This is a genomic window from Enterococcus sp. AZ196, from assembly GCF_050498845.1.
Lineage (GTDB): Bacteria > Bacillota > Bacilli > Lactobacillales > Enterococcaceae > Enterococcus_A > Enterococcus_A murrayae.
Genome location: NZ_JBIPAM010000001.1, coordinates 430,001 through 453,021, shown reverse-complemented (window position 1 = coordinate 453,021; position 23,021 = coordinate 430,001). Strand labels below are relative to the sequence as shown.

Here is a 23,021-nt window from a genome sequence, read left to right as displayed (position 1 = left end):
GAACATATTTTCGCCATTTTTTATTCTTGCCGTAAGAAGTTCTTAAAAACGTCCATGTTACATTTCGTTACATCTCATGTTATAAATTTTTTGCTTTTTTTCTATCCTCCAATGAAGACTCTTGTATTTTATCCTTAAACTAACATATAATAAACAAACGATAAGTAATTAGGAGGATTATTATGAGAAAAAACAAATTAATTCCATTCGTCGTTTTCTTTATGGCAAGTATTTTCACACTAGGCTTTGCTAACAAAACAGACGCCGCGGAAAAAACATATAAAATTGGAACGGACCTAACTTTTGCTCCTTTCGAATTCCAAAACTCCGATGGCGAATACATAGGGATCGACGTGGATTTACTTAACCAAATTGCAAAGGACCAGAACTTCAAAGTGGATTTACGTCCTTTAGGCTTTGACAGTTCAATCCAAGGAGTTCAATCAGATCAGCTGGATGGCATGATCGCTGGTATGAGCATTACAGATGAACGTAAAAAAACATTTGATTTTTCAGAACCGTATTTTGATAGTGGCATCCAGATGGCCGTTAAAAATGACAACAAAAACATCAAGGATTACAAGGATCTGAAAGGAAAGACGGTTGCTGCCAAGATCGGTACCGAAAGTGCTACATTCTTAGATAAGAACAAAGATAAGTACGGTTACGAAATCAAGCAATATGAAGCTGCCGATGCTATGTATAATGCTTTGACTAACGGAAATGTTGAAGCAATTTTTGATGACTACCCGGTTCTTGGGTATGCTGTAACGAACGGTCAACCCTTCAAGTTAGTCGGTGATCCTGAAAAAGGCAGCTCTTATGGCTTCGCTGTAAAAAAAGGCGAAAACAAAGAGTTGCTAGAAAAATTCAACAAAGGGTTGAAAGCTTTAAAGAAAGACGGAAGCTACGATAAAATTGTCAGCAAATACATTTCTACTGGTTCAGGCAACAAAGAAGTCTCTGGTGAAATGAAAAAAATCGAACCGAAAAAAGATGTTTATGTCGTTGCCAGTGACTCTGCATTCGCTCCATTTGAATACAAAGACAGTGATGGAAAATACAAAGGGATCGACGTTGACTTATTAAAACGTGCAGCCGAACTCCAAGGGTTTAAATTAGATATTAAATTTATTGGCTTCTCTTCAGCGATGCAGGCATTAGAATCTGGGCAGGCAGAAGGTATGATCGCTGGTATGACAATCACAGATGAACGAAAGGCCAATTATGACTTTTCTGACCCTTACTTCCAAAGCGGGATTCAGTTAGCTGTGGCCAAAGACAATAAGGACATCAAATCCTATAAAGATTTAAAAGGAAAAACTGTCGGAGCTAAAGTCGGTACTGAAAGTGCTGATTTTCTAGAAGCTCATAAAAAGGAATATGATTACACCATTAAGAGCTTTGATGCAGCTGATCAGCTGTATGATGCGTTGAAGGTTGGCTCAATTGACGCTATGATGGATGACTACCCTGTTATCGGTTATGCGGTCAATCAAGGACAAGATTTAAAGACGCCGATTAAACGTGAAGTTGGTGGCGAGTATGGTTTCGCAGTGAAAAAAGGGCAAAATGCGGAGCTTAGAGAAATGTTCACCGAAGGCTTGAAAGAAATGAAACGTACTGGCGAATATGATGAGATCGTCAATAAGTACATCGGGTCTGATAAAGAAGAAAAGAAAGACGCTATTGATGAATCCACGATTATCGGTCTATTGAAAAATAACTATAAATCATTACTAGACGGTTTATGGAAAACCATCGTTCTAGCCTTAGTCTCATTTGCTCTTGCCTTAGTCCTAGGTGTCATTTTCGGATTATTCCGAGTTTCTCCAGTTCGTGGATTACGGACTTTAGCAGGTGTCTACATTGATATTATCCGGGGTATTCCAATGATGGTATTAGCCTTCTTCATTTTCTTTGGCTTACCAGGGATTACCGGAATCAAGATTCCCGATTTTGCCGCAGGAATCATTACTTTGACTTTAAATGCAAGTGCCTATATTGCTGAAATCGTCCGCGGCGGTATCAATGCTGTGCCAGTTGGTCAAATGGAAGCCTCTCGTAGTTTAGGTCTTTCATACAATCGCACGATGCAGAAAATTATTTTGCCGCAGGCTGTGAAGATCATGATCCCTTCTTTCATTAACCAATTCGTTATCAGCTTGAAAGATACGACGATCATCTCTGCTATCGGTGTCGTGGAATTACTCCAAACAGGTAAAATCATCGTCGCTCGTACAACCCAAAGCTCTTACGTATACTTGATCATCGCGATCATGTACTTGATCTTGATCACGATCTTGACTAAGTTAGCAAACCGTTTAGATAAGAAGGTGAAATAGATGGAAAATAGAATAGATAAAAAAATTGTCGTAAACCATTTAGTGAAGAAATTCGGTGAAAACACCGTATTGAATGACTTGAATATCACCATCAGTGAAGGTGAAGTAGTTTGTATTATCGGACCATCTGGTTCAGGTAAAAGTACCTTCTTGCGCTGTATGAACCACTTAGAAGAACCTACTTCGGGTGAAATCATTATCGATGGGCAGGATCTGACCGATAAGCATACAGACATCAATTTGGTGCGTCAGCATATTGGGATGGTATTTCAGCATTTCAACTTGTTCCCGCACTTGACTGTTTTGGAAAATATTACTTTGGCTCCGCTTGATTTAAAAGGCGAATCAAAAGAATCGGCTAATAAGCGTGGAGTGGAATTGTTAACACAGGTCGGCTTAGCTGAAAAGAAAAATGATTATCCAGATAGTCTTTCTGGCGGCCAAAAACAGCGTGTCGCAATCGCTCGTGCATTAGCAATGAACCCTGATGTCATGCTTTTCGACGAACCAACCTCTGCTCTTGACCCGGAAATGGTTGGAGATGTATTAAAGGTTATGAAAGATTTAGCGCTGCAAGGAATGACAATGGTAATCGTTACTCACGAAATGGGATTCGCTAAGGAAGTAGCTGACCGTGTGATCTTTACCGACGGTGGGAAAATTCTTGAGGACGGCACACCAGAACAAGTTTTCAATAATCCTCATAATCCAAGAACGCAAGACTTCTTGAATAAAGTATTGAATATTTAGGTTCTATAATATTTGGTGTTGTTACTCAAAAGTGAGTAGGAACACCCTTTTCTTTTTATAATACAAAAAGACACTTGGTTGTCCTATAATTAAATCGCCAAACCAAACCATAGGAGGTCAACCAAATGTCCGTAACTAAGAATATCAAACTTAAAGATGAAAATACAGATAAAGCCATCAAATTGTTGCTAAATATCAAAGATTCTCATATCTCGTTTCCTAAAGATGCGATAAATAAGGAACGCATCCGCGGTAAATCTGCGAACGTATTTACGGGGACACTGTCCTACGAACCGCCTCACTGTGAACTTTGCGGCTTTGATTCTGTGATTCGTCATGGCTGGAAAGACAGCTGGATTCAGATGCTTCCTTATCAGGAAGTACCAACGTATCTTCATTTATATAAACAACGGTTTCTCTGCAGGCATTGTTTTCATACTTTTTCTGCCAAAACGTATTATGTCGCTGAAAACTGCTATATTTCTCAAGCTCTGAAATTTGCGATCGCCGTTGATTTAAAGAGAAAAATCTCGATGAAAGATATTGCCGAACGCTATTCTGTTTCTTCGAAAACGGTTGAGCGGGTACTGGACACTTTTTTTAAGGAGCCGAAAAGAAACCCTGAGTACTTACCAAAGCATCTTTTGATCGATGAATTTAAGGGAACCAAGGACTGTGAAGGGGCTATGTGTTTTATCATCAGTGACGCGGATACCGGGAAAATCTTCGATATTCTAGATGATCGTCGGAATTTCAAGTTAAGAGCGTACTTTCAACGTTTTTCTTTCAAAGCGAGACGTCGAGTCACACACGTTGTCATGGATATGAATGCTTCTTACGGCATTGTGACGAAAGAAGTGTTTCCCAATGCACGGATTTCAATCGACCGTTTTCATGTCATTCAACAGCTGACTCGCGCTTTAAACAAACAACGCATTCAAGCGATGAACCAATTGAAAAAGAGTGATTCGCAAGCACAAAAAGACTATCGGAAACTGAAAAAGTACTGGCGCACCGTCTTGAAGAAAAATTCCAAACTAAACTATCAATCATTGAAACAATTTCCACTATTCAAACAGAAATATCTAACAGAATCGGAGGTTTTAGATTATCTGCTTTCCGTTGATCCACAGCTTCGTCAAAGTTATGACATCTACCAGAATTTGTTAGGTGCCTTTGATGCGAAAGATTTTAACAGCTTTTTTGACTTGATCGATTCCTTGCCTCAGTCATTAAACGCTGGTTTTAAAAAAGCCGTGACCTATCTTAATAAACATCGAACGGCGATCATTAATGCCTTGAAGTATCCGTATTCCAATGGCAAGTTGGAGGGGAAAAACAATCTGATCAAAGTAATTAAGCGCATTGCTTTTGGCTTCAGGACTTTCCGTCATCTCCGTAAGCGAGTGCTGATCCACCAGAATCTCTGTGACATCATTTAATAACTCAAAAAAAGGAAACGCCGAAGCGTCTCCTTAAGGTGATTTGATTGAAACAACACTATTTGACTTAGAGCCAATATTTAATCCATAAACACAAAAAGCCGTGAAATCATTTTAGATTTCACGGTTTTTTCTAAAAACTAATAAAGCTTGATAAACTTCTTCTTTGGTCACTGGTGATTGACTGCGGATTATTCCATCCTCTGGAGAAAAGGCCAAATCAGTCACTTTTTTCAGTTCTTCCGCAGATGGGAAGATCGATAAATCCTCATAAGTAGTCGGCAAATCTAAATTCTCAAATAGCCTTCGATACTGAGTCAGTTCCTCTTCTCGCCCTTCTATATGAAGATGCTGTAAAGTCGTCAGAGCGATGATTTGTCCGTGACTCCCCTTCACTTCTCTACCCCATAGGCTAATCATCGCATTGTGCAGTGCATGAGCAATACTCAAACCGCCCGATTCAAACCCAATCCCGCTTAATAGTGTGTTTGCCTCAACAACCGCTTCAAATGCCGGCGTAATTTCATGTTTCTTGTTTGCCTCCACTGCTGCTTCTGCATACTCCAACAAAACTTCACGACATTTTTCTGCTATGGCTTCTGCTGCCAAGGTGGGCAGTGTTCCAAGTGTGTTCACTCCAGAATTTTCTCGCACTGTTCTCGCTTCTATTGACGTAGACAATCCGTCAGCGATTCCGGCAGTTAGAAAATGGACTGGACTGTTGATTAAAATCGCCGTATCAACTAAAACTAAATCAGGACTTTGAGCATAGTAATCATACTTTTCAAAGTAGCCATCTTGGTATTTCACCGAAATCCGTGAAGTTGGCGCATCTGTCGAAGCTGATGTTGGAACAACGATACAGCTGCTGTTCGATTCAAATGCCAACGCTTTTCCCAAATCAATCGCTCTTCCACCGCCCAAAGCAATAACATAATTAAAACTGTTTGTACCTCTCTCGTTCTCCACAAGCCATGTGCTAATTTGGCCGCCTCGAATAGTCAGCTCTTCGATCAATTGCTTTCCGACCATTTCGTACACAAATGAATCAGTTACCAATAATCCCTTTGCACCAAAAGCTAAAATATCCTCTAAATGATTCCATAAAACATTTTTTCCCTGACGATACGTCATAGGACTGACAAAAACTTTCTCCATAGCTGCTCCTTTTGACCCTTTTAAATTATCATAGCAATCAAATAACACAGTTGCAAGATAACCCGAAGTCCAGTATCTCCATAACACAAAAAAAGCACACAGCGTTGAATAGCTGCGTGCTTAGTAAATTCTATTATGCTTCGATTTCGGTTACGATACCTGAACCAACAGTACGTCCGCCTTCACGAATAGAGAATGTTGTTCCCTTTTCTACAGCGATTGGGTGGATCAATTCAACATCGATCGTTACGTTATCGCCAGGCATTACCATTTCAGTACCTTCTGGCAATACGATGTTACCAGTAACGTCTGTTGTACGGAAGTAGAATTGAGGACGATAGTTGTTAAAGAACGGAGTATGACGTCCGCCTTCCTCTTTCGTCAATACATAAACTTCTGCACTGAATTTTGTATGTGGTGTGATTGAACCTGGTTTAGCTAATACTTGTCCACGTTCGATTTCATCACGTGTGATGCCTCGTAATAAGACCCCGACGTTATCGCCGGCTTCACCATAATCCAATGTTTTACGGAACATTTCAAGTCCAGTTACCACTGCTTTTTGAACTTCAGGTTTGATCCCGATAATTTCAATTTCATCGCCAACCTTGACTTCACCACGGTCAATACGGCCTGAAGCAACAGTCCCGCGTCCTGTGATTGAGAAGACATCTTCCACTGGTAACAAGAATGGTTTGTCTGTGTCGCGTTCTGGTGTTGGAATGTATTCGTCTACAGTATCCATCAAGTCCATAATCACTTGTTCTTGTTCAGGATCACCTTCTAAAGCTTTCAAGGCAGAACCTTTAAGAACTGGAATATCATCGCCTGGGAAACCATATTCAGAAAGCAGCTCACGTACTTCCATCTCAACTAGATCAATCAATTCTTCATCATCAACTAAGTCGACTTTATTCAAGAAAACGATCAAATATTTAACACCTACTTGACGTGATAGTAAAATATGTTCACGTGTTTGAGGCATTGGTCCGTCAGTAGCTGAAACTACTAGGATCGCACCATCCATTTGAGCGGCACCGGTAATCATATTCTTTACATAGTCCGCGTGTCCTGGGGCATCGATATGTGCATAGTGACGTTTTTCTGTTTCATACTCAACGTGAGCGGTGTTAATAGTAATTCCGCGTTCTCGTTCTTCTGGTGCAGCATCGATACTAGCATAGTCTTGAGGGTTTGCTAGACCTTTCTTGCCTAATACCGTTGTGATCGCTGCCGTTAATGTTGTTTTCCCGTGGTCGACGTGACCAATGGTACCAATGTTAACGTGTGGTTTACTTCTATCGTAATGTTCTTTTGCCATAATAAACAAACCTCCTAAAAAGTGTAAAAATTCTTACGGATACAGTGTAAAACATTTTGGGCTAAATGAAAAAGATTTACACTTTTACTTTTTGTAAGTAACTATCCGAGATCATAATACATCAGAATTGGTCAAACTCCAAATAATTTGTTTCTACTTTGAATAAAGGAGATTGATTCGAAAGCTGATCATGACTGATTATTGTTTATGTATAGACGAAAGAGTGTACAGAGAGAAGGATTATTGGTTTAATAATAGTGAGGATTCCATGATATTCCCACTCTTGTTAGAACTAATTAATGAAGGAGAAGATTAAATGAACAATTTTCAAAAACAACTAGCTCAAGTACCAGCGGAAATAAGCAAAGCGTGGAGTGTTGGGTTTGTTTTTGTCAAAGAGAAGGATCACTATTGGCATTTTCCAGCCAGACAATGGAACGAACAACAAATACAGGATTATTTCTTTGAACGGTACAAAAAAGACAGCCAATTTATTCTTTATCCTAAATTGGGTTTGAAGCAGCTGGTGATAAATGATCTGCCTGAGCTTTTTGTCATCGTGCCTTATGACTATAGAAAGGATAATAATTAACATGGCTTTATTAGAATTAAATAGTGTTAGTTACCAAGCGGAAGAACGTTTGATTTTGGATCAGATTACCTTGTCTGTTGAACAGGGAACTTTTTTGACAATTACCGGACCGTCTGGTGGCGGTAAAAGCACTTTGCTTCGAATGATTGCATCGCTGCTGTCTCCGTCCAGCGGAGAGATTCTTTTTCGCGGGAAAAATCAACATTCATATGATTACACTGAATTTCGTCAACAAGTCTCTTATTGTTTTCAGCAGCCGTCATTATTTGGCGAGACTGTCCAGGACAATTTAGAATTTCCTTATCTGATTCGACAAACTACTCCAAATCAGGAACAAATGCTGGAGCATCTTCAAATGGTCGATCTTCCAAAAAGCTACTTACCCAAAAAAATCAATGAGCTTTCTGGAGGTGAGCGTCAGCGGGTTGCATTAATAAGAAATATCTTGTTCCTGCCAGAAATTTTGTTGTTGGATGAAGTGACCTCTGGATTAGATGAACAGACAAAAACAATTATTCATCGATTGATCGACAGCATTCATCAAAACGGCTGTACTATTTTACAAGTGACTCATGATGAATCTGAAATCAAGGCTGCGAAGAAGCTGCTGTTCGTTCAAGGAGGGAAATTGAAATAATGAATCAATTAGCTGTAAACGATCTTTCATTAGTTCTCGCCTTTGCGCTAGTTCTGATTGCTGTTCTGATAAGTGCTAAAGAAAAGCTTCACTTATCGAAGGATATTTTTCTTAGTATTATCCGAGCGATCATACAATTAGTGATCGTAGGCTACTTACTGAAGTATATTTTTCAAGTGGATAATAATTTTTTAACGATCGCCATGAGTCTGTTTATTGTTTTCAACGCTGCTTGGAACGCGCATAAGCGAAATCCTAGTCTTCATAAAAAGTATATTCACTCATTAGCGGCTATTTTTATCAGCACGTATGTTACTCTGGGCCTATTGATTTTTTCTGGCGCAATCAAGTTCATTCCTTCTCAAATCGTTCCTATTACAGGTATGATAGCAAGTAATTCTATGGTAGCGATCGGTTTATGCTATAGAGCCTTGAATACACAATTTCACGATCTGAGACAGCAAGTACTGGAAAAATTGGCATTAGGAGCTTCAATCAAGCTGGCTTCTAAACCGATTCTGCAGCAAAGTATCAAGACCGCCATGCAGCCGACAATCGATTCGGCAAAAACGGTTGGACTAGTCAGTCTGCCTGGAATGATGTCAGGGCTGATATTTGCCGGACTTGATCCGGTACATGCCATCAAATATCAGATTATGGTGACCTTTATGCTGCTGTCAGCTACTAGTCTCGGCTCCATCATTGGCGGCTACTTTGCTTATAAGAACTACTTCAATTCCGATCACCAATTGACCCTCTAAAAAACAGGACCTGCAGAAGTTAAAGTCGCCAACTTCTTGCAGTTCCTGCTTTTTAAACTAATAAATTGTACAGCGTTTTGTTTTGACTCAACTCAATATACGTTGAATCAAACGTCTTCAAGCGTTTCAATAATTCTGGTAAAGTTTCAGGTTTTTTCAACAGTACACCAATCACTACGGGTCCGGTTCCGCGATTGCTCTTCTTAGTATATTCAAAGCGAGTAATGTCATCACCTTCACCTAGTACCTCTGATACAAATTCTTTCAGAGCTCCTGGCCGTTGAGGAAAGTTTACTACAAAATAGTGCTTCAAGCCTTCATAAATCAATGAACGCTCTTCAATCTCTGCCATTCGATTAATATCATTATTTCCACCACTGATGATACAAATGACGGTTTTCCCTTTGATCTTTTCTTTCATTAAATCTAGGGCAGCAACACTCAATGCACCAGCAGGTTCAACTACGATTGCTTGTTTACCGTATAAATCCAAAATTGTTGAGCAAATCAAGCCTTCGTCTACTGACATCAATTCATCGACATACTTTTTACTATGAGAGTAGGTGATTTCCCCCACACGTTGGACGGCTGCCCCATCAACGAATTTATCGATCTCGGCTAATTTGATCGGCTGTTCCTCCTCAAAGGCCGCTTGCATCGAAGCTGCTCCTTTGGGTTCGACACCAATCACTTTAGTGGTTGGTGAGGTATTTTTAACGTAGGAGGATACTCCGCTGATCAAGCCGCCTCCGCCGATTGCTGAAATGACATAATCAGGTTTGTAGCCTTCACTTTCTGCATCAGTCATCATTTCCAATGCCAATGTTCCTTGTCCAGCGATGATATTTTTATCGTTGAAAGGATCAATGAAGCTCATGCCGTTTTCTTCACAGTATTTCCTTGCGGCAGCAGCAGAAGCATCAAAGGTATCGCCGACCAAATGAATATCTGCAAATTCACCACCGAAGAATTTTACTTGAGAAACTTTTTGCTGCGGTGTAGTCGTCGGCATGAAGATCGCTGCCTTTGCTTTTAATTCATGGCAAGTATAAGCAACTCCCTGTGCATGATTTCCTGCACTCGCACAAACCACACCCTTTTTCAATTCTGCTTCTGAGAGCTTCTTGATGGCATAGTAGGCTCCGCGTAATTTAAATGAACGCACCTTCTGCAGGTCTTCTCTTTTTAGTAAAATGGTCGCCTGATACTTTTCAGATAAATAGCGATCATATTGCAACGGTGTATGATTTACAGAATTTTTCAGTAACTGATATGCACTGCGAACCTCGGTATCCTTGATCAATTCCATCGCAGCACCCCCACTAATCTTTACGACTTACAAATGGCATCATTTTTCTTAATTCGCCACCCACTTCTTCAATTTGATGTCCCGCACTTTCAGCGCGCATCTTCTTGAATTCAGGGAAGCCGTTTTTGTTATCATCAATGAACCCTTTAGCAAACTTGCCGTTTTGAATATCAGTTAAAACTTCTTTCATACCGGCTTTCGCTGTTTCAGTGATTACGCGAGGACCAGAAACATAGTCGCCGTATTCAGCTGTATTAGAGATCGAGTTACGCATTTTCGCGAAACCACCCTCATAAATCAAGTCAACGATTAATTTCATTTCATGACAAACCTCAAAATAAGCTAATTCGGGTTGGTAACCCGCTTCAACTAATGTTTCAAAGCCTGCCTCGATCATACTAGTCAAGCCGCCGCAAAGTACCGCTTGTTCACCGAATAAATCTGTTTCTGTTTCCTCTTTAAAGGTTGTTTCCAAGACACCTACTCGTGTAGCACCAATTCCTTTAGCGTAAGACAACGCTAAATCCTGAGCAGTTCCTGTTGCGTCTTGATAAACGGCAAATAAAGCAGGTACCGCGAAGCCCTCAGTAAAGGTACGGCGAACTAAATGACCGGGACCCTTAGGAGCAACTAAAAACACGTCTACATTTTTCGGCGGGTTGATTACGTCAAAATGGATATTGAAGCCATGTGCGAACACTAATGCATCGCCGTCTTTTAAGTTTGGTGCAATTTCATTCTCATAGAGAGCACCTTGGATTTCATCTGGAGCTAAAATCATGACTACTTCAGCTTTCTTAGTTGCTTCGTCTACCGGCAACACATCAAAGCCGTCTTCGCGAGCAGCCTCAGCGGATTTTCCTTCTCGGATACCGATCACAACTTGGTGTCCTGTATCTCTAAGATTTTGTGCATGAGCGTGCCCTTGTGACCCATAGCCCACCACTGCAATTGTTTTTCCTTCTAAAGCATCCTTCGCTACTGCATCATCATAATAAACTTTAACCATAATTTTTCCTCCAATTTTTTAAACTATATTAATAGCAAAACCCAAAAATAGATTTCGCGTTTAACCTCTGCTAAATCCGGTCACGCCCGTTCGTGCTAATTGTTTGATCCCATAAGGACGGAGCACATCGATACAAGCATTAACCTTTTCTGTTGATCCGGCAACCTGAACCACGATCGTTTTTAGTCCTACATCTACTACATCTGCACGAAACGGATCGATCATCGCTTGAATCTCTGAGCGGATCGCCGCTGGTGCACTTACTTTAACAAGCGCCAGTTCTCTTTCCAAATGAGGCTCATCGGTCACATCGGAAACCTTCACCACGTCGATTTGTTTATTTAACTGCTTGGTGACTTGTTCAACGTCAGCCAAAGTTTCTGCTTGAATAATGATCGTCATCCGTGACTCGCCGTCTCTTTCGGTGCGACCGACTGAAACGCTGTCCATATTAACTTGTCGGCGGTTCAGGACACTGGTAATTCGACTAAGTACCCCCGCCTGGTCGTGAACCATTGCAGTAATCATCCGTCTCATTTAATCCACCCCCAACATTTGATCATTCGGCATTCCAGCCGGAATCATTGGTAGTACATGTTCTTTGTTGCAGATCATGACTTCTATCAGCATTGGACCTGGCTCAGCGAAAGCCTCCTGCAATTCTTTTTCCAAATTCCCAGCAGCAGAGATTTTCTTACTGCCGATTCCATATGCTTCGGCCATTTTCATAAAGTCTGGCTGTTCATGGAAAACCGATTGAGACCGTCGTTCATTGAAAAATTTCTCCTGCCATTGGCGAACCATTCCCAGTGATTGATTGTTCAGCAAAACAAACTTGATATCCAAATTGTGTTGATTCAAAATCGCCAATTCTTGATTGGTCATTTGGAATCCGCCATCTCCAACGAATACAACAACTGATTCATCTCTTTTGCCGAACTTCACGCCGACTCCAGCGGGTATTCCATATCCCATTGTTCCCAGACCACCGCTGGTAATCAGCTGCTTAGGAAATTGGAATGGGTAATATTGGGCTACCCACATTTGATGCTGACCAACATCTGTTACGACATAGGACTGCCCTTTCGTGATTCGTCCTACAATCTCTATCACTTCTTGCGGCTTGATGATCTCTTCATGGCGCTCATACTTCAATGGGTATTTCTGCTTACGTTCATCACAAAGTTCACGCCATTCTTCACAATTCGGAGCATCGATCTCAATCGACAGCATTTGCTGCAAAGCAATCTTGGCATCACCAACGATTGGCACATCCGTTTTAATAATTTTACCAATTTCAACTGGATCAACATCAATATGCGCAACTTTGGCATGCGGGGCGAAGGCTTCAGGAGAACAAGCCAAACGATCGTCAAAGCGACTACCGATATTGATTAATAGATCGGCCTCCATCATCGCCATGTTTGCGGCATAGGTACCATGCATCCCACCCATTCCCAAAAAGTTCGGGTCTTCATGCGGCAGTAACCCTAAGCCTAATAATGTACTGACGGTCGGCAGTTGATATTTGTTAACAAATTGACGCAATTCCTCTGCCCCATTCGCCGCTACAACTCCGCCGCCTACTAAAAGAAGCGGCTTTTTCGCTTTTTTCAATAAGCCCATCAAACGTTCGACCTGTAATACCGATGGTGTCGTTGTAGGCTGATAGCTTTCCAAATGAACAGGCTTATCGATTTTAGGATTGGCTTTCAACGTTGTGATATCTTTTGGCAGATCGATTAGAACTGGTCCTTTTCTGCCTGTTGTTGCAATATGAAATGCTTCATTAACGATACGTGGAAGCTCTTCTATATCCCGCACCTGATAATTATTTTTAGTGATCGGTACGGTGATACCTAACATATCCGCCTCTTGAAAAGCATCCTTACCAATTCCTGGAGTCGTTACCTGACCTGTGATTACGACTAATGGAACAGAATCGATCATTGCATCCGCAATACCAGTCACGACATTGGTTGCCCCAGGTCCGCTAGTTACAATCACGACTCCCGGCTTACCGGTTGCTTTCGCGTAGCCCTCCGCCGCATGAACGGCTCCTTGCTCATGGCGTGTGAGAATATTCGGAATAGATTCATCATACAGTGAGTCATATAATGGTAAGACGGAACCTCCAGGATACCCAAAGATCAATTCAACTCCTTGATTTTCCAAACACTTGATTAACAAATCTGCGCCACTGTATAGATGTTCAGTCGCCATTTTTTGCTTCATCTCTTCCATCCCCATGCCTCCTATTCTTCAGGTAATTTCATGACACCGCCGGTATGTGCCGACGTGACCATTGCTGAGTAACGTGCCAACCAGCCTTTTTTCACTTTTGGCTGGAACTTCGCTAAGTTTTCTTGTCGTTTTGCTAATTCTTCTGCTGACACATCGACATTCAATGTCCGATTCGTCAAATCGATCGTGATTTCATCACCATCTTTGACTAATGCGATAGGCCCTCCAGCTGCTGCTTCTGGTGAAATGTGGCCAACAGCGATTCCACGGGTAGCTCCAGAAAAGCGTCCATCAGTTATCAACGCCACATCTTTTCCTAAGCCGCGACCCACAATACTGGAAGTTGGTGCCAACATCTCCGGCATACCGGGACCTCCCTTTGGTCCCTCATAGCGAATCACAACGACATGTCCCTTTGTAACCGTATGATTGTCAATTGCCTCTACTGCCTCATCATGAGAAGCAAAACAAATCGCCTTTCCTTTAAAGACCTTGATACTCGGATCAACACCGCCGACCTTGATTACACTGCCTTCAGGTGCAATGTTTCCATAAAGAATCGAAAGTCCGCCAACAGCACTGTAAGGAGCGCTTTTCGGATGAATCACTTCTTCGTTCATGATTTTGGCTGAAGCTACACTGTCACGTAAAGATTCGCCGGTAACAGTGATACGATCTGAATGAATCGCTCCATCAATGGAAACCAATTCATTGATAATTGCCGGTACACCGCCTGCTTCATGAACATCGTGCATGGAGTAACTAGAAGAAGGAGCAATTTTAGAGAGATACGGTACTCTTTTGGCGATCTCATTGATATCTGACTGATCGTACTCAATCTCCGCCTCATTGGCGATCGCTAAGGTGTGAAGAACAGTATTAGTAGAGCCACCCATTGCCATGTCTAAAGCAAATGCATCATCAATAGCTTCTTTTGTGACGATATCACGCGGCTTGATCTGTTTTTTTACTAGCTCCATCAGCTTCTTGGCTGATTCACGAACCAACTCGCGTCGCTCATCGGAAACCGCTAAGATCGTTCCATTGCCAGGTAATGCCAAACCTAAGATTTCCAATAAACAATTCATAGAGTTGGCCGTAAACATTCCTGCGCATGAACCGCAGGTTGGACAAGCATTTTGTTCCATAAATAGAAAGTCTTCTTTTGTCATCTGTCCTTCTTTAAAAGCACCGACCGCTTCAAACATTGAAGAAAGAGTCGTTTGATGACCACGAGGATCGATCCCAGCTTTCATCGGTCCGCCTGAACAAAAGATCGATGGGACGTTGGTCCTCACAGCAGCCATGATCATTCCCGGTGTAATTTTGTCACAGTTGGGAATGTAAAACACGCCGTCAAACCAGTGAGCATTAATAACTGTTTCTGCTGCATCGGCGATCAATTCACGACTTGGCAACGAATAGCGCATCCCGATGTGCCCCATCGCGATCCCATCATCTACACCAATCGTGTTGAACTCAAACGGGATACCGCCAGCTTCGCGAATCGCTTCCTTTGCCACATCTGCGAGTTCTCGTAGGTGGACGTGCCCTGGTACAATATCGATATAAGAATTACAAATAGCAATAAATGGCTTCTCCATATCCTGGATATTTTTTACTTGGCCAGTCGCATATAGTAAGCTTCTAGCTGGTGCTGCATCAATTCCTTTTTTAATCTGATCACTTCTCATAGTCACATCTCCCTACCTTCAAAAAAAGAGCATCCCATCAATAATGGGATGCTCTTGCAAGAATCCCATTTCTAACGCAAATAGGACTCAAACTAACGGTTGTTTCTTTCCCGCGTTCTAAGTCCTGGACTCAATAATTAATAAGACGATGCCATCAAAATTATTGTATTTACTCTTGCGCATAAAAATCGGCTCCTCATTTTTCTAATAATATCTTAATCATTTTTTTATACTATACAGTTCATAAGATTAAAAGTCAATGAATTTTCAGAATATTTTCTAATTTAGTATTTTTTTGGTTTCTCTACCGGAATAACCAAAGTTAGACAAGTCCATAATACTAATCCGTACCCGCTCAACAATCACAAACTTTTGATTAATCATTGCAAAAGAAGAAAGTTAATAAACAGAAAGTTTTTTTGAAAAAAACTTAACAAAATGAAAGTAAACGATCCTATTTCCTATCAATGACGATAGTATATGATCGTTTGACTTTCTCTTTAGTTTTTGAAACTTCATTCAATACAAAGTTAGCATTTGCGGATTTTTTTGATCTAGTCTTATCCAGCAAACTGGCTATTATACAGCGTTGCATAAAAGTCGCCTTTTTTCATTAGGCTCCGATGACTTCCCTGCTCGATAATCGAACCATCTTTCATTACCAGAATCAAATCAGCGTTTTTGATCGTCGATAGACGGTGTGCAATCACGAAGCTAGTCCGCTCGGCTGTCAGCTGATCCATTGCCTGCTGGATCAGCCCTTCTGTTCTCGTATCCACACTAGAAGTCGCCTCATCTAAGATTAATAATTGCGGATTCGCTAAGATTGCTCTCGCTATTGTCAACAGCTGTTGCTGTCCTTGGGATATTTGACTGCCATCTGAAGAGATGATTGTGTCATAGCCATCAGGCAGCGTGCGGATAAAATGATGGCATTGAGCATCTTTAGCGGCTTGGATAATTTCCTTTCTGCTTGCTTCAGGTCGTCCATAAGCAATATTATCCGCCACCGTTCCTTCAAACAGCCAGGTATCCTGTAAAACCATCCCAAATTTTTGTCGTATCGCTGCACGTGAAAAGTGACTGATGTTCTTTCCGTCAACCTCGATTTGACCACCTGTCATTTCATAAAAACGCATCAGTAAGTTAATCATCGTTGTCTTACCGGCGCCGGTTGGTCCGACGATGGCTACCATTTGTTTCGGCTTCACTTTAAAATTAACATCCTCCATCAAGAGACGATCCGGTGTATAGCCGAAAGCTACGTGTTTAAAGACTACTTCCCCACGAAGATCTTCTGGAACTGCAACATTCAATATCTCTTCTGTTTCCTCTTCAAGATCCAAAATCTCGAAGATTCGTTCTAGTGCCGCAAAAGCACTTTGCAAACTATTGATAACGTATGAAACCTGAGTTATTGGTTCAGAAACCTGGTTTACATATTGCAGGTAAGCTTGAACTAAGCCAATCGACAGTTGACCATTAATCACCATAATCCCGCCAACAACTGCGCTAGTAACAAACCCTAGCTGATTGATCAATCGGATTAAAGGATTGATAGCAAAGCTGACAAATTGCGCTTTTTTAAAGGCTTGAAACTGCGCTTCATTCAATTTATCCAGCTCATCCGCTGTTTCTTTTTGTCGGTTATAGGCCTTGATCAAAAGATTTCCCGAATAGTTTTCCTCTGCCTTTGTGCCTACAGCTCCCAAAGCCTCCTGGTTCTCAGAGAAATACTCCTGATTTTTATGTGCCAAACGATTCGTTAAAAGAAGACTGATTAATAGAATGACTACGATTCCCAGCGTTAACAATGGACTCAAATAGATCATCAGCCCCAGACCGATGACGATCGACAGAATCGCCGAAATCATTTGCATCAATCCGACTTGCAGAACTTCTGAGACTTTGTCTAAATCCAACGTGGTTCTAGTCAAAATGTCACCGGTTTTATAGTGATCAAACTCCCTCATCGGCAAATGATTCAGCTTCTCGGTCACCGTCTTTCTTAGACGCAAAGTCAACGTTTCAGCGACACTCGCCATTGTGTACTCCTGCAACAGCGAAAACAGCGAAATACCGCTCCATGCTAGAAAAAGCAGAAATACCGGACGCAGCAAAGCTGAAAATAAGTTTTCTAGCGCTACTTGACCTGTTTGGATCAATCGAATAATCTCATCCAGCCCCCATCCCAAAATTAGAGGTGTAAATGCCATCAAAGTGGCAAAACACACGGCTGAGGCAATAATGATGACAAAGCGCCCTTTCTGCTCTAACAGCAACTTGAATAACCGAATCCCGGTCTTTTTAAACTCTTTTGGCGTTTCTGTATCTATCTTTTTTCCATCAGCTTGCTTGATGCTCATGCTTTTTCCCCTCCATTCCTTGAGATTTAGCAAATTCTTGGTACACACTGCAGGTTTGAAGCAATTCTTCATGTGTTCCTTTACCGACTATCTTACCTTCTTCTAAGACAATAATCTGATCCGCATCCTTGATTGTCGAAAGTCGTTGGGCAACGATCACAATCGCTGCATCTGAAAGATTACTCTTCAATGCTTTACGCAGCTTAGCATCTGTTTGATAATCCAAAGCTGAGAAACTATCGTCAAAAAAATATAGCTCTGCCGGTTTGATCAATGCTCGAGCAATGCTCAAACGCTGTTTCTGGCCACCTGAAAAATTATTGCCTTTTTGTGCAACAAACGCATTGTATTGACCAGCTAGATGAGCAATGAATTCTTCGGCTTGAGCTGCTTTTGCCGCCTGTTTCATCTCCTCCTCTGTCGCCTGAGGGTTACCGAAAAGGAAGTTTTCCTTCACAGTTCCGCTAAATAGGAAGGCTTTCTGTGGAACATAACTAATTCGCTCTCTCAAAGCCTCCTGAGTAACAGTCTGAATGGGTTCGCCCAAGAAACGAATCTCTCCCTTAGTCGTGTCTCTTAGACGTAACAACGCTTTAGCAATTGTACTTTTTCCGGAGCCGGTACCACCGACGATTGCGGTCACACCTTTAGAAATTTCAAAAGTGATATCCGATAAAACAGCTTCTTCAGCACCACTGTAAGCAAAATCAACGTGATCAAAAACCACGATCGGTCTGTCTTCTCTCCACTCAAAGGAGGATTTTGCTCCATCAACAATTTCTTCTTGCTTATTCAATACTTCGCTAATTCGTTCCAATGAGGCCAACGCCTTGGGAATCATTACAATTACCATTGCAGCCATTGTCAAAAACCACAAGCTTAAAACAGTGTATTCACTGATTGCCGTCAGACTGCCAATCGGAACAGCTCCTTGAGCCACAATGACACCTCCAAAAGCTAGGACGGCAGTCATTCCTATGCCCATCACTAGATTAACAGTCGGATTCAACACAGCGAACAGCTTATTTACTCGAATCATAACCTCTGAATAATCGGTAAATGTGGCATCTGTTCGTTTCTTTTCAAAATTTGTTTTATTAAATGCACGAATAACTCGAACACCTGTATAAAACTCTCTTAGGATTTGCATCATTTTATCCATCCGCTGCTGCATCACATCTGCCAACGGAATAGCTTTTTTGATTACTAAAAGTGACACGACCGAAAATAGTGTGATCGACGCAATCGGAATCCATACAAACTGCCACGAAATCGTTCCAGTTAAAACAATGGATGCCAAACAGATCAATGGTGCAGGAATGATCATTTGAAAAAACATCATCATAATCTGCTGGATATTCGTAATATCACTAGTCGTCCGAGCAAGCAATGTGGCTGTTCCAAACTCATCCATATCAGCCATTGATAAGCGCTGTGTTTTATCAACCAGTTGTTTCCGTAAAAAATACCCGAAACGACCGGCTAAAATCGCTGAATAATAGCTTGCAATAATCGAAACAACACCCGTTAGCACCGCTATTCCCAACATGAAAATGCCGTTTTGCCAAATCGCCCCTTGATCTTGAGTGACAATTCCTTCATCAATAATTTCAGCAACATAGTAAGGAATCATCAATGTTCCAACAGCTTGCACAATCATTAAGATGAAGGTGCCTAAGAACATCCGTTGATATTCTTTGAAAAAGATTTTAAATAGTTTCATCTTTTTTACCTCCTCTTCCTATGGTAGGATAAACTGTAACGCAACGTTACAGTCAAGCAAGGAGTGAACTTTTTTATGAAGAAGTATCTGACAATCAGTGAGATGGCGAAATACGCCGGTATCAGTCGACGAACACTGATCTATTATGATCAAATCGATCTATTTAAACCAGCAAAAATTGGTGAAAACGGCTATCGTTATTATGGGATTGATCAATATTTTGAGTTGGATGTCATTTTGCTGCTGAAAAATCTTGATGTTTCCTTGGAAGATATCCATTTATTCTTGAAAAATCGAAATGTGGATTATGTACTAGAAGGTTTTATGCGGCAAAAGCAAAAGGTTGACGAGCAGATAAAGAAGCTGAATGTTATCCGCGGCTCTTTGGATAATTATATTGAACGTTATACGACGTTGAAGAATTTCGATTTGGAATCGATCACCCTCTCCTTTCGTGAATCCGAGTCCTTTGTGATTTCCGAGACGATAGAAAACTTTGACGACATTGATTCAGTACAAATCTACGGTCGCTTCTATTCCTCGGTAGACAGCAGCGATCTGTTTAGCGGCTATCCAATCGGTTTCTTAGTAGATGGTTCTGCCTTCTACCAAGAGAACTTTCACGCAGCTCCTTACCGTGCCTTAGTGAAAATTCCAGAAGACCGACTACACCTTTATGATAAACAGCGTGTTGTCAAACGGCCAGCAGGCACTTATGTCTCCGGCTTCATGAAAGATGAGATTCATCATATCAATACCTTTAACAACCGCTTTAGAAATTACCTGAAGAAAAATAACTTGGAATTGAATGGTGATATTTGGGAATTGCTGTGGCAGGATGAAACGACTTCTGAGTATCCAGAAGATCAGGTATTTGAGGTACTGATACCAGTCAAACAGAGTCAGCTGAATAACCTTGACAGTCCATCAATAGAGATGATAGGATGATAAAGAGTTTAAAGAAGGGAGAGAGTACGATGATTAAGACTAAAAAACTAAACCTAATACAATTGATTGATCTGCAGCATTCGTTTTATTTGATCAGAAAGTCTTCTTCTGCTGGCTCTCTAGATTCTTAAATAAAGCCTATTTGTTAAACTGTCAATCATATGATTGGCAGTTTTTATTTTGTGAGCAATGCTTTTCACAGTTTATTAAGTTCAAGCTGTGAACAAGATGCTTTATCTAATTTAACAGCAGCCCGTGCGAATCGACGCAAAAATGTCCTCCCTTCTGCGGAGACAGCTACCAATCATTTTTCTAAAGCGATCAATGACACTAAATTTATACAAACAAATTCCTGGAGGTGTTTCCTATGAGTGGAAAGAAAATGAAAGTAGAGACAGATACAAATTAATACGAGGAATTGGACGATTCCTCACAGAGAGGAATAGAAATGTTAACAATAAAAGGAAAATATAATACAGCAACTGTTTATGCAGACAATTTAACGGAGAGTACAGTCGGTCAAATCACGACGCTATGCAATCAATCAGTTGCAAAAAACGCAAAAATTCGGATCATGCCGGACACTCACAGCGGATCAAGCTGTGTTATCGGCACGACCATGACGGTAAACAATCAAGTAGTCCCTAACCTTGTCGGCGTGGACATAGGTTGTGGACTATATGTGGCTAAGGTTAAAAAAGGTGTTAAACTAAACTTTGATAAACTGGACCGGATCATTCGCAATCGGATTCCAAGTGGGCACCATTCTCACAATAAACCGCAGTACACTTTCCCTTTGGAGAATGTTCAAGCTCCAATCCACCGAGGCCGAGCATTACGGAGTATAGGGACATTAGGCGGTGGCAACCATTTTATCGAAGTCAATGAAGGTAGTGATGGTTTTTATCTAGTCATTCACAGCGGTAGCCGTGTCTTAGGAAAAGAAATCGCAGAGTATCATCAGGAAATCGCCTATCAGAAACTGTCGCAGCAGCGGGAAGATATAAAGCTCCTAGCAAAGAGTACAAAACATCCTGATGAAAAGGAACGTTTGCTTCAACAACGAGAACTATTAAAAATGCCTTATGAGCTGTCCTATGTTTCAGAACAAGATTTGGATAACTACTTATCAGACATGAGAATCGCTCAACAATACGCTGCCTTTAATCGCCAAAATATGGCTTTAACAATCTTAAAAGCAATGAAATGGGAAAAATCGGTGATCGAAAGCTTTGACAGCCCGCATAATTATATCGATTTAAAGCATATGATTTTACGCAAAGGGGCAGCTTCTGCTAGAAGAAACGAGAAGATGATCGTTCCTTTAAATATGAAGGACGGTTCGATTATTGGTATCGGAAAAGGCAATGAGAAATGGAATTACTCTGGGCCACACGGAGCAGGTCGAATGATGAGTCGTTCGCAAGCCAGAGCATCAATCAGTTTAGATAATTATCAGCATATGATGCGACACGTCTGGACAACCTCCGTCTCAAAAAAGACACTGGATGAAGCGCCTAAAGCGTATAAATCAAAAAAACAACTAATGAGGTATTTGCCTGAGACGATGGAAGTGAAAGAAATCATTCGTCCATTGTACAACTTCAAAAGTTAATCCATACGATTTCTCTATCGGCAGAAGATCAGAAATGATTTTCTGCCGATAGTTTTGTATAAAAAAAAGACCCAGCATTTTTTGCTGAGTCTAATTAGGGCGAACGATGGGAATCGAACCCACGAGTGCCGGAGCCACAATCCGGTGCGTTAACCACTTCGCCACGATCGCCATGGTGCTATTTAAATTCAAACAAAAAACTAAGATGAAATAACATCTTAGCTCTTTATACCGGCGGCCGGGGTCGAACCGGCACGCCCGTGAGGGCACTGGATTTTGAGTCCAGCGCGTCTGCCAATTCCGCCACGCCGGCATGTCAATAAATATTCTAGTACTAAGGCGGTAACCGGATTTGAACCGGTGATGAAGGTTTTGCAGACCTCTGCCTTACCACTTGGCTATACCGCCATTATACTATTGTTTTTTTCTTAGAACAAGTATTTTTCAAGAAAGTTTCTTGATACTTTTCTAAAAACTGGGGTAGCTGGATTCGAACCAACGCATGAGGGAGTCAAAGTCCCTTGCCTTACCGCTTGGCTATACCCCAAAAATACAAGGGCGAACGATGGGAATCGAACCCACGAGTGCCGGAGCCACAATCCGGTGCGTTAACCACTTCGCCACGATCGCCATAATAAAAGAACAGGGGCAGCAGGAATTGAACCCACACTAACGGTTTTGGAGACCGCTGTTCTACCTTTAAACTATGCCCCTGAAACAAATGGAGGAGAGTGGATTCGAACCACTGAACCCTAAGGAACGGATTTACAGTCCGTCGCGTTTAGCCACTTCGCTACTCCTCCATGGTGGCGCGGGACAGAATCGAACTGCCGACACACGGAGCTTCAATCCGTTGCTCTACCAACTGAGCTACCGCGCCATATATAATAGTTTAAAGTAATCAATTAAATAAATGGCGGTCCCGACGGGATTTGAACCCGCGATCTCCTGCGTGACAGGCAGGCATGTTAACCCCTACACCACGGAACCGAATGGAGGTTAACGGGATCGAACCGCTGACCCTCTGCTTGTAAGGCAGATGCTCTCCCAGCTGAGCTAAACCTCCATAAATTAATTGAAATGACCCGTACGGGACTCGAACCCGTG

The 23,021-nt window shown here is 41.5% G+C and carries 17 protein-coding genes and 11 tRNA genes (1 of these 28 cut by a window edge); 8 read left to right on the top strand and 20 right to left on the bottom strand.

All coding sequences use genetic code 11. The features are described 5' to 3' along the window. Positions 1–182 precede the first annotated feature (182 nt). The 3 genes from IGI67_RS02220 to IGI67_RS02210 all read left to right on the top strand — a co-directional run bounded on the left by IGI67_RS02220 (position 183) and on the right by IGI67_RS02210 (position 4,537). Entirely contained in the window at positions 183–2,345 is a 2,163-nt protein-coding gene (locus IGI67_RS02220; protein ID WP_429956606.1) for an amino acid ABC transporter substrate-binding protein/permease, read from the top strand. A gap of 12 nt (positions 2,346–2,357) precedes the next feature. Beyond that, entirely contained in the window at positions 2,358–3,095 is a 738-nt protein-coding gene (locus IGI67_RS02215; RefSeq protein ID WP_207110708.1) for an ATP-binding cassette domain-containing protein, read from the top strand. 125 nt (positions 3,096–3,220) lie between these two features. Further along, a complete protein-coding gene (locus tag IGI67_RS02210) occupies positions 3,221–4,537 on the top strand; it encodes an ISL3 family transposase (protein ID WP_429956605.1) in 1,317 nt (438 codons plus the stop codon). 114 nt (positions 4,538–4,651) lie between these two features. Here the strand turns inward: IGI67_RS02210 and IGI67_RS02205 are convergent, their stop codons facing one another. Next, positions 4,652–5,695 (bottom strand): glycerol dehydrogenase, encoded by a 1,044-nt coding sequence (locus IGI67_RS02205; protein ID WP_429956604.1) that lies wholly within the window; start codon positions 5,693–5,695, stop codon positions 4,652–4,654. Positions 5,696–5,828: 133 nt separating this feature from the next. Beyond that, complete coding sequence (gene tuf / locus IGI67_RS02200; RefSeq protein WP_088935902.1) at positions 5,829–7,016, bottom strand: elongation factor Tu; 1,188 nt, start codon at positions 7,014–7,016, stop codon at positions 5,829–5,831. Between the two features lie 316 nt (positions 7,017–7,332). Here tuf and IGI67_RS02195 point away from each other — a divergent pair, with 316 nt between their 5' ends. Genes IGI67_RS02195 through IGI67_RS02185 form a run of 3 tightly spaced genes read left to right on the top strand, consistent with a single transcriptional unit; the run spans position 7,333 to position 9,006 of the window. Next, positions 7,333–7,608, top strand: a complete 276-nt coding sequence (locus tag IGI67_RS02195; RefSeq protein ID WP_429956603.1) for a hypothetical protein — start codon at positions 7,333–7,335, stop codon at positions 7,606–7,608. A gap of 1 nt (position 7,609) precedes the next feature. Next, positions 7,610–8,245: an ABC transporter ATP-binding protein gene (locus IGI67_RS02190; RefSeq protein ID WP_207110696.1), complete on the top strand. Its 636-nt coding sequence runs from the start codon at positions 7,610–7,612 to the stop codon at positions 8,243–8,245. Further along, complete coding sequence (locus IGI67_RS02185; protein ID WP_429956602.1) at positions 8,245–9,006, top strand: ABC transporter permease; 762 nt, start codon at positions 8,245–8,247, stop codon at positions 9,004–9,006. Before IGI67_RS02190 ends, IGI67_RS02185 begins: the two co-directional genes overlap by 1 nt. 52 nt (positions 9,007–9,058) lie before the next feature. Here IGI67_RS02185 and ilvA read toward each other — a convergent pair whose 3' ends face one another. The 7 genes from ilvA to IGI67_RS02150 all read right to left on the bottom strand — a co-directional run bounded on the left by ilvA (position 9,059) and on the right by IGI67_RS02150 (position 19,351). After that, positions 9,059–10,315 (bottom strand): threonine ammonia-lyase IlvA, encoded by a 1,257-nt coding sequence (gene ilvA / locus IGI67_RS02180; RefSeq protein ID WP_207110698.1) that lies wholly within the window; start codon positions 10,313–10,315, stop codon positions 9,059–9,061. A 13-nt stretch (positions 10,316–10,328) separates the two neighbouring features. Then, the gene (ilvC, locus tag IGI67_RS02175) at positions 10,329–11,324 is read right to left on the bottom strand and encodes a ketol-acid reductoisomerase (protein ID WP_207110699.1); all 996 of its coding nucleotides are present in this window, start codon (positions 11,322–11,324) and stop codon (positions 10,329–10,331) included. A gap of 60 nt (positions 11,325–11,384) precedes the next feature. After that, positions 11,385–11,861 (bottom strand): acetolactate synthase small subunit, encoded by a 477-nt coding sequence (gene ilvN / locus IGI67_RS02170; RefSeq protein ID WP_207110700.1) that lies wholly within the window; start codon positions 11,859–11,861, stop codon positions 11,385–11,387. Beyond that, positions 11,862–13,568, bottom strand: a complete 1,707-nt coding sequence (gene ilvB, locus IGI67_RS02165) for a biosynthetic-type acetolactate synthase large subunit (RefSeq protein WP_429956601.1) — start codon at positions 13,566–13,568, stop codon at positions 11,862–11,864. 11 nt (positions 13,569–13,579) lie between these two features. Further along, positions 13,580–15,262 carry a dihydroxy-acid dehydratase gene (gene ilvD, locus IGI67_RS02160; protein WP_429956600.1) on the bottom strand — a complete coding sequence of 561 codons (1,683 nt, stop codon included), beginning with the start codon at positions 15,260–15,262 and terminating at the stop codon, positions 13,580–13,582. Positions 15,263–15,822: 560 nt separating this feature from the next. Further along, entirely contained in the window at positions 15,823–17,628 is a 1,806-nt protein-coding gene (locus IGI67_RS02155; RefSeq protein ID WP_429956599.1) for an ABC transporter ATP-binding protein, read from the bottom strand. Further along, positions 17,609–19,351, bottom strand: coding sequence for an ABC transporter ATP-binding protein (locus tag IGI67_RS02150; RefSeq protein WP_429956598.1), 1,743 nt, complete (start codon positions 19,349–19,351; stop codon positions 17,609–17,611). Before IGI67_RS02150 ends, IGI67_RS02155 begins: the two co-directional genes overlap by 20 nt. Positions 19,352–19,426: 75 nt before the next feature. Here IGI67_RS02150 and IGI67_RS02145 point away from each other — a divergent pair, with 75 nt between their 5' ends. Both IGI67_RS02145 and IGI67_RS02140 read left to right on the top strand, forming a co-directional pair. Then, on the top strand, positions 19,427–20,299 hold the full coding sequence (locus tag IGI67_RS02145) for a MerR family DNA-binding transcriptional regulator (RefSeq protein ID WP_429956597.1): 873 nt from the start codon (positions 19,427–19,429) through the stop codon (positions 20,297–20,299). A gap of 448 nt (positions 20,300–20,747) precedes the next feature. Next, positions 20,748–21,914 carry an RtcB family protein gene (locus IGI67_RS02140; protein ID WP_429956596.1) on the top strand — a complete coding sequence of 389 codons (1,167 nt, stop codon included), beginning with the start codon at positions 20,748–20,750 and terminating at the stop codon, positions 21,912–21,914. A gap of 98 nt (positions 21,915–22,012) precedes the next feature. Here the strand turns inward: IGI67_RS02140 and IGI67_RS02135 are convergent. The 11 genes from IGI67_RS02135 to IGI67_RS02085 form a co-directional block, all read right to left on the bottom strand. Continuing rightward, a tRNA-His gene (locus tag IGI67_RS02135) sits at positions 22,013–22,085 on the bottom strand. Between the two features lie 58 nt (positions 22,086–22,143). After that, positions 22,144–22,227: transfer RNA gene (locus IGI67_RS02130), tRNA-Leu, on the bottom strand. Between the two features lie 24 nt (positions 22,228–22,251). Next, positions 22,252–22,322: transfer RNA gene (locus IGI67_RS02125), tRNA-Cys, on the bottom strand. Positions 22,323–22,389: 67 nt separating this feature from the next. Then, positions 22,390–22,461: transfer RNA gene (locus IGI67_RS02120), tRNA-Gln, on the bottom strand. 10 nt (positions 22,462–22,471) lie between these two features. Beyond that, positions 22,472–22,544 (bottom strand) — tRNA-His (locus IGI67_RS02115). Positions 22,545–22,557: 13 nt separating this feature from the next. Then, positions 22,558–22,628, bottom strand: a tRNA-Trp gene (locus tag IGI67_RS02110). An 8-nt stretch (positions 22,629–22,636) separates the two neighbouring features. Then, a tRNA-Tyr gene (locus IGI67_RS02105) sits at positions 22,637–22,717 on the bottom strand. 1 nt (position 22,718) lies between these two features. Next, positions 22,719–22,794: transfer RNA gene (locus IGI67_RS02100), tRNA-Phe, on the bottom strand. 34 nt (positions 22,795–22,828) lie between these two features. After that, positions 22,829–22,904, bottom strand: a tRNA-Asp gene (locus IGI67_RS02095). Positions 22,905–22,907: 3 nt separating this feature from the next. Further along, positions 22,908–22,980: transfer RNA gene (locus IGI67_RS02090), tRNA-Val, on the bottom strand. A 15-nt stretch (positions 22,981–22,995) separates the two neighbouring features. Then, positions 22,996–23,021: transfer RNA gene (locus tag IGI67_RS02085), tRNA-Glu, on the bottom strand; it runs 46 nt beyond the window's last position.

What these genes read in the sequence shown, in the direction of transcription:
- IGI67_RS02195 (WP_429956603.1), top strand. Translation starts at nt 7,333, where the DNA reads ATGAACAATTTTCAAAAACAACTAGCTCAAGTACCAGCGGAAATAAGC.
- ilvA (WP_207110698.1), bottom strand. Translation starts at nt 10,315, where the DNA reads ATGGAATTGATCAAGGATACCGAGGTTCGCAGTGCATATCAGTTACTG.
- ilvD (WP_429956600.1), bottom strand. Translation starts at nt 15,262, where the DNA reads ATGAGAAGTGATCAGATTAAAAAAGGAATTGATGCAGCACCAGCTAGA.
- IGI67_RS02190 (WP_207110696.1), top strand. Translation starts at nt 7,610, where the DNA reads ATGGCTTTATTAGAATTAAATAGTGTTAGTTACCAAGCGGAAGAACGT.
- ilvN (WP_207110700.1), bottom strand. Translation starts at nt 11,861, where the DNA reads ATGAGACGGATGATTACTGCAATGGTTCACGACCAGGCGGGGGTACTT.
- IGI67_RS02205 (WP_429956604.1), bottom strand. Translation starts at nt 5,695, where the DNA reads ATGGAGAAAGTTTTTGTCAGTCCTATGACGTATCGTCAGGGAAAAAAT.
- IGI67_RS02210 (WP_429956605.1), top strand. Translation starts at nt 3,221, where the DNA reads ATGTCCGTAACTAAGAATATCAAACTTAAAGATGAAAATACAGATAAA.
- ilvC (WP_207110699.1), bottom strand. Translation starts at nt 11,324, where the DNA reads ATGGTTAAAGTTTATTATGATGATGCAGTAGCGAAGGATGCTTTAGAA.
- IGI67_RS02150 (WP_429956598.1), bottom strand. Translation starts at nt 19,351, where the DNA reads ATGAAACTATTTAAAATCTTTTTCAAAGAATATCAACGGATGTTCTTA.
- IGI67_RS02145 (WP_429956597.1), top strand. Translation starts at nt 19,427, where the DNA reads ATGAAGAAGTATCTGACAATCAGTGAGATGGCGAAATACGCCGGTATC.
- IGI67_RS02185 (WP_429956602.1), top strand. Translation starts at nt 8,245, where the DNA reads ATGAATCAATTAGCTGTAAACGATCTTTCATTAGTTCTCGCCTTTGCG.
- IGI67_RS02140 (WP_429956596.1), top strand. Translation starts at nt 20,748, where the DNA reads ATGTTAACAATAAAAGGAAAATATAATACAGCAACTGTTTATGCAGAC.
- ilvB (WP_429956601.1), bottom strand. Translation starts at nt 13,568, where the DNA reads ATGGAAGAGATGAAGCAAAAAATGGCGACTGAACATCTATACAGTGGC.
- IGI67_RS02220 (WP_429956606.1), top strand. Translation starts at nt 183, where the DNA reads ATGAGAAAAAACAAATTAATTCCATTCGTCGTTTTCTTTATGGCAAGT.
- IGI67_RS02155 (WP_429956599.1), bottom strand. Translation starts at nt 17,628, where the DNA reads ATGAGCATCAAGCAAGCTGATGGAAAAAAGATAGATACAGAAACGCCA.
- tuf (WP_088935902.1), bottom strand. Translation starts at nt 7,016, where the DNA reads ATGGCAAAAGAACATTACGATAGAAGTAAACCACACGTTAACATTGGT.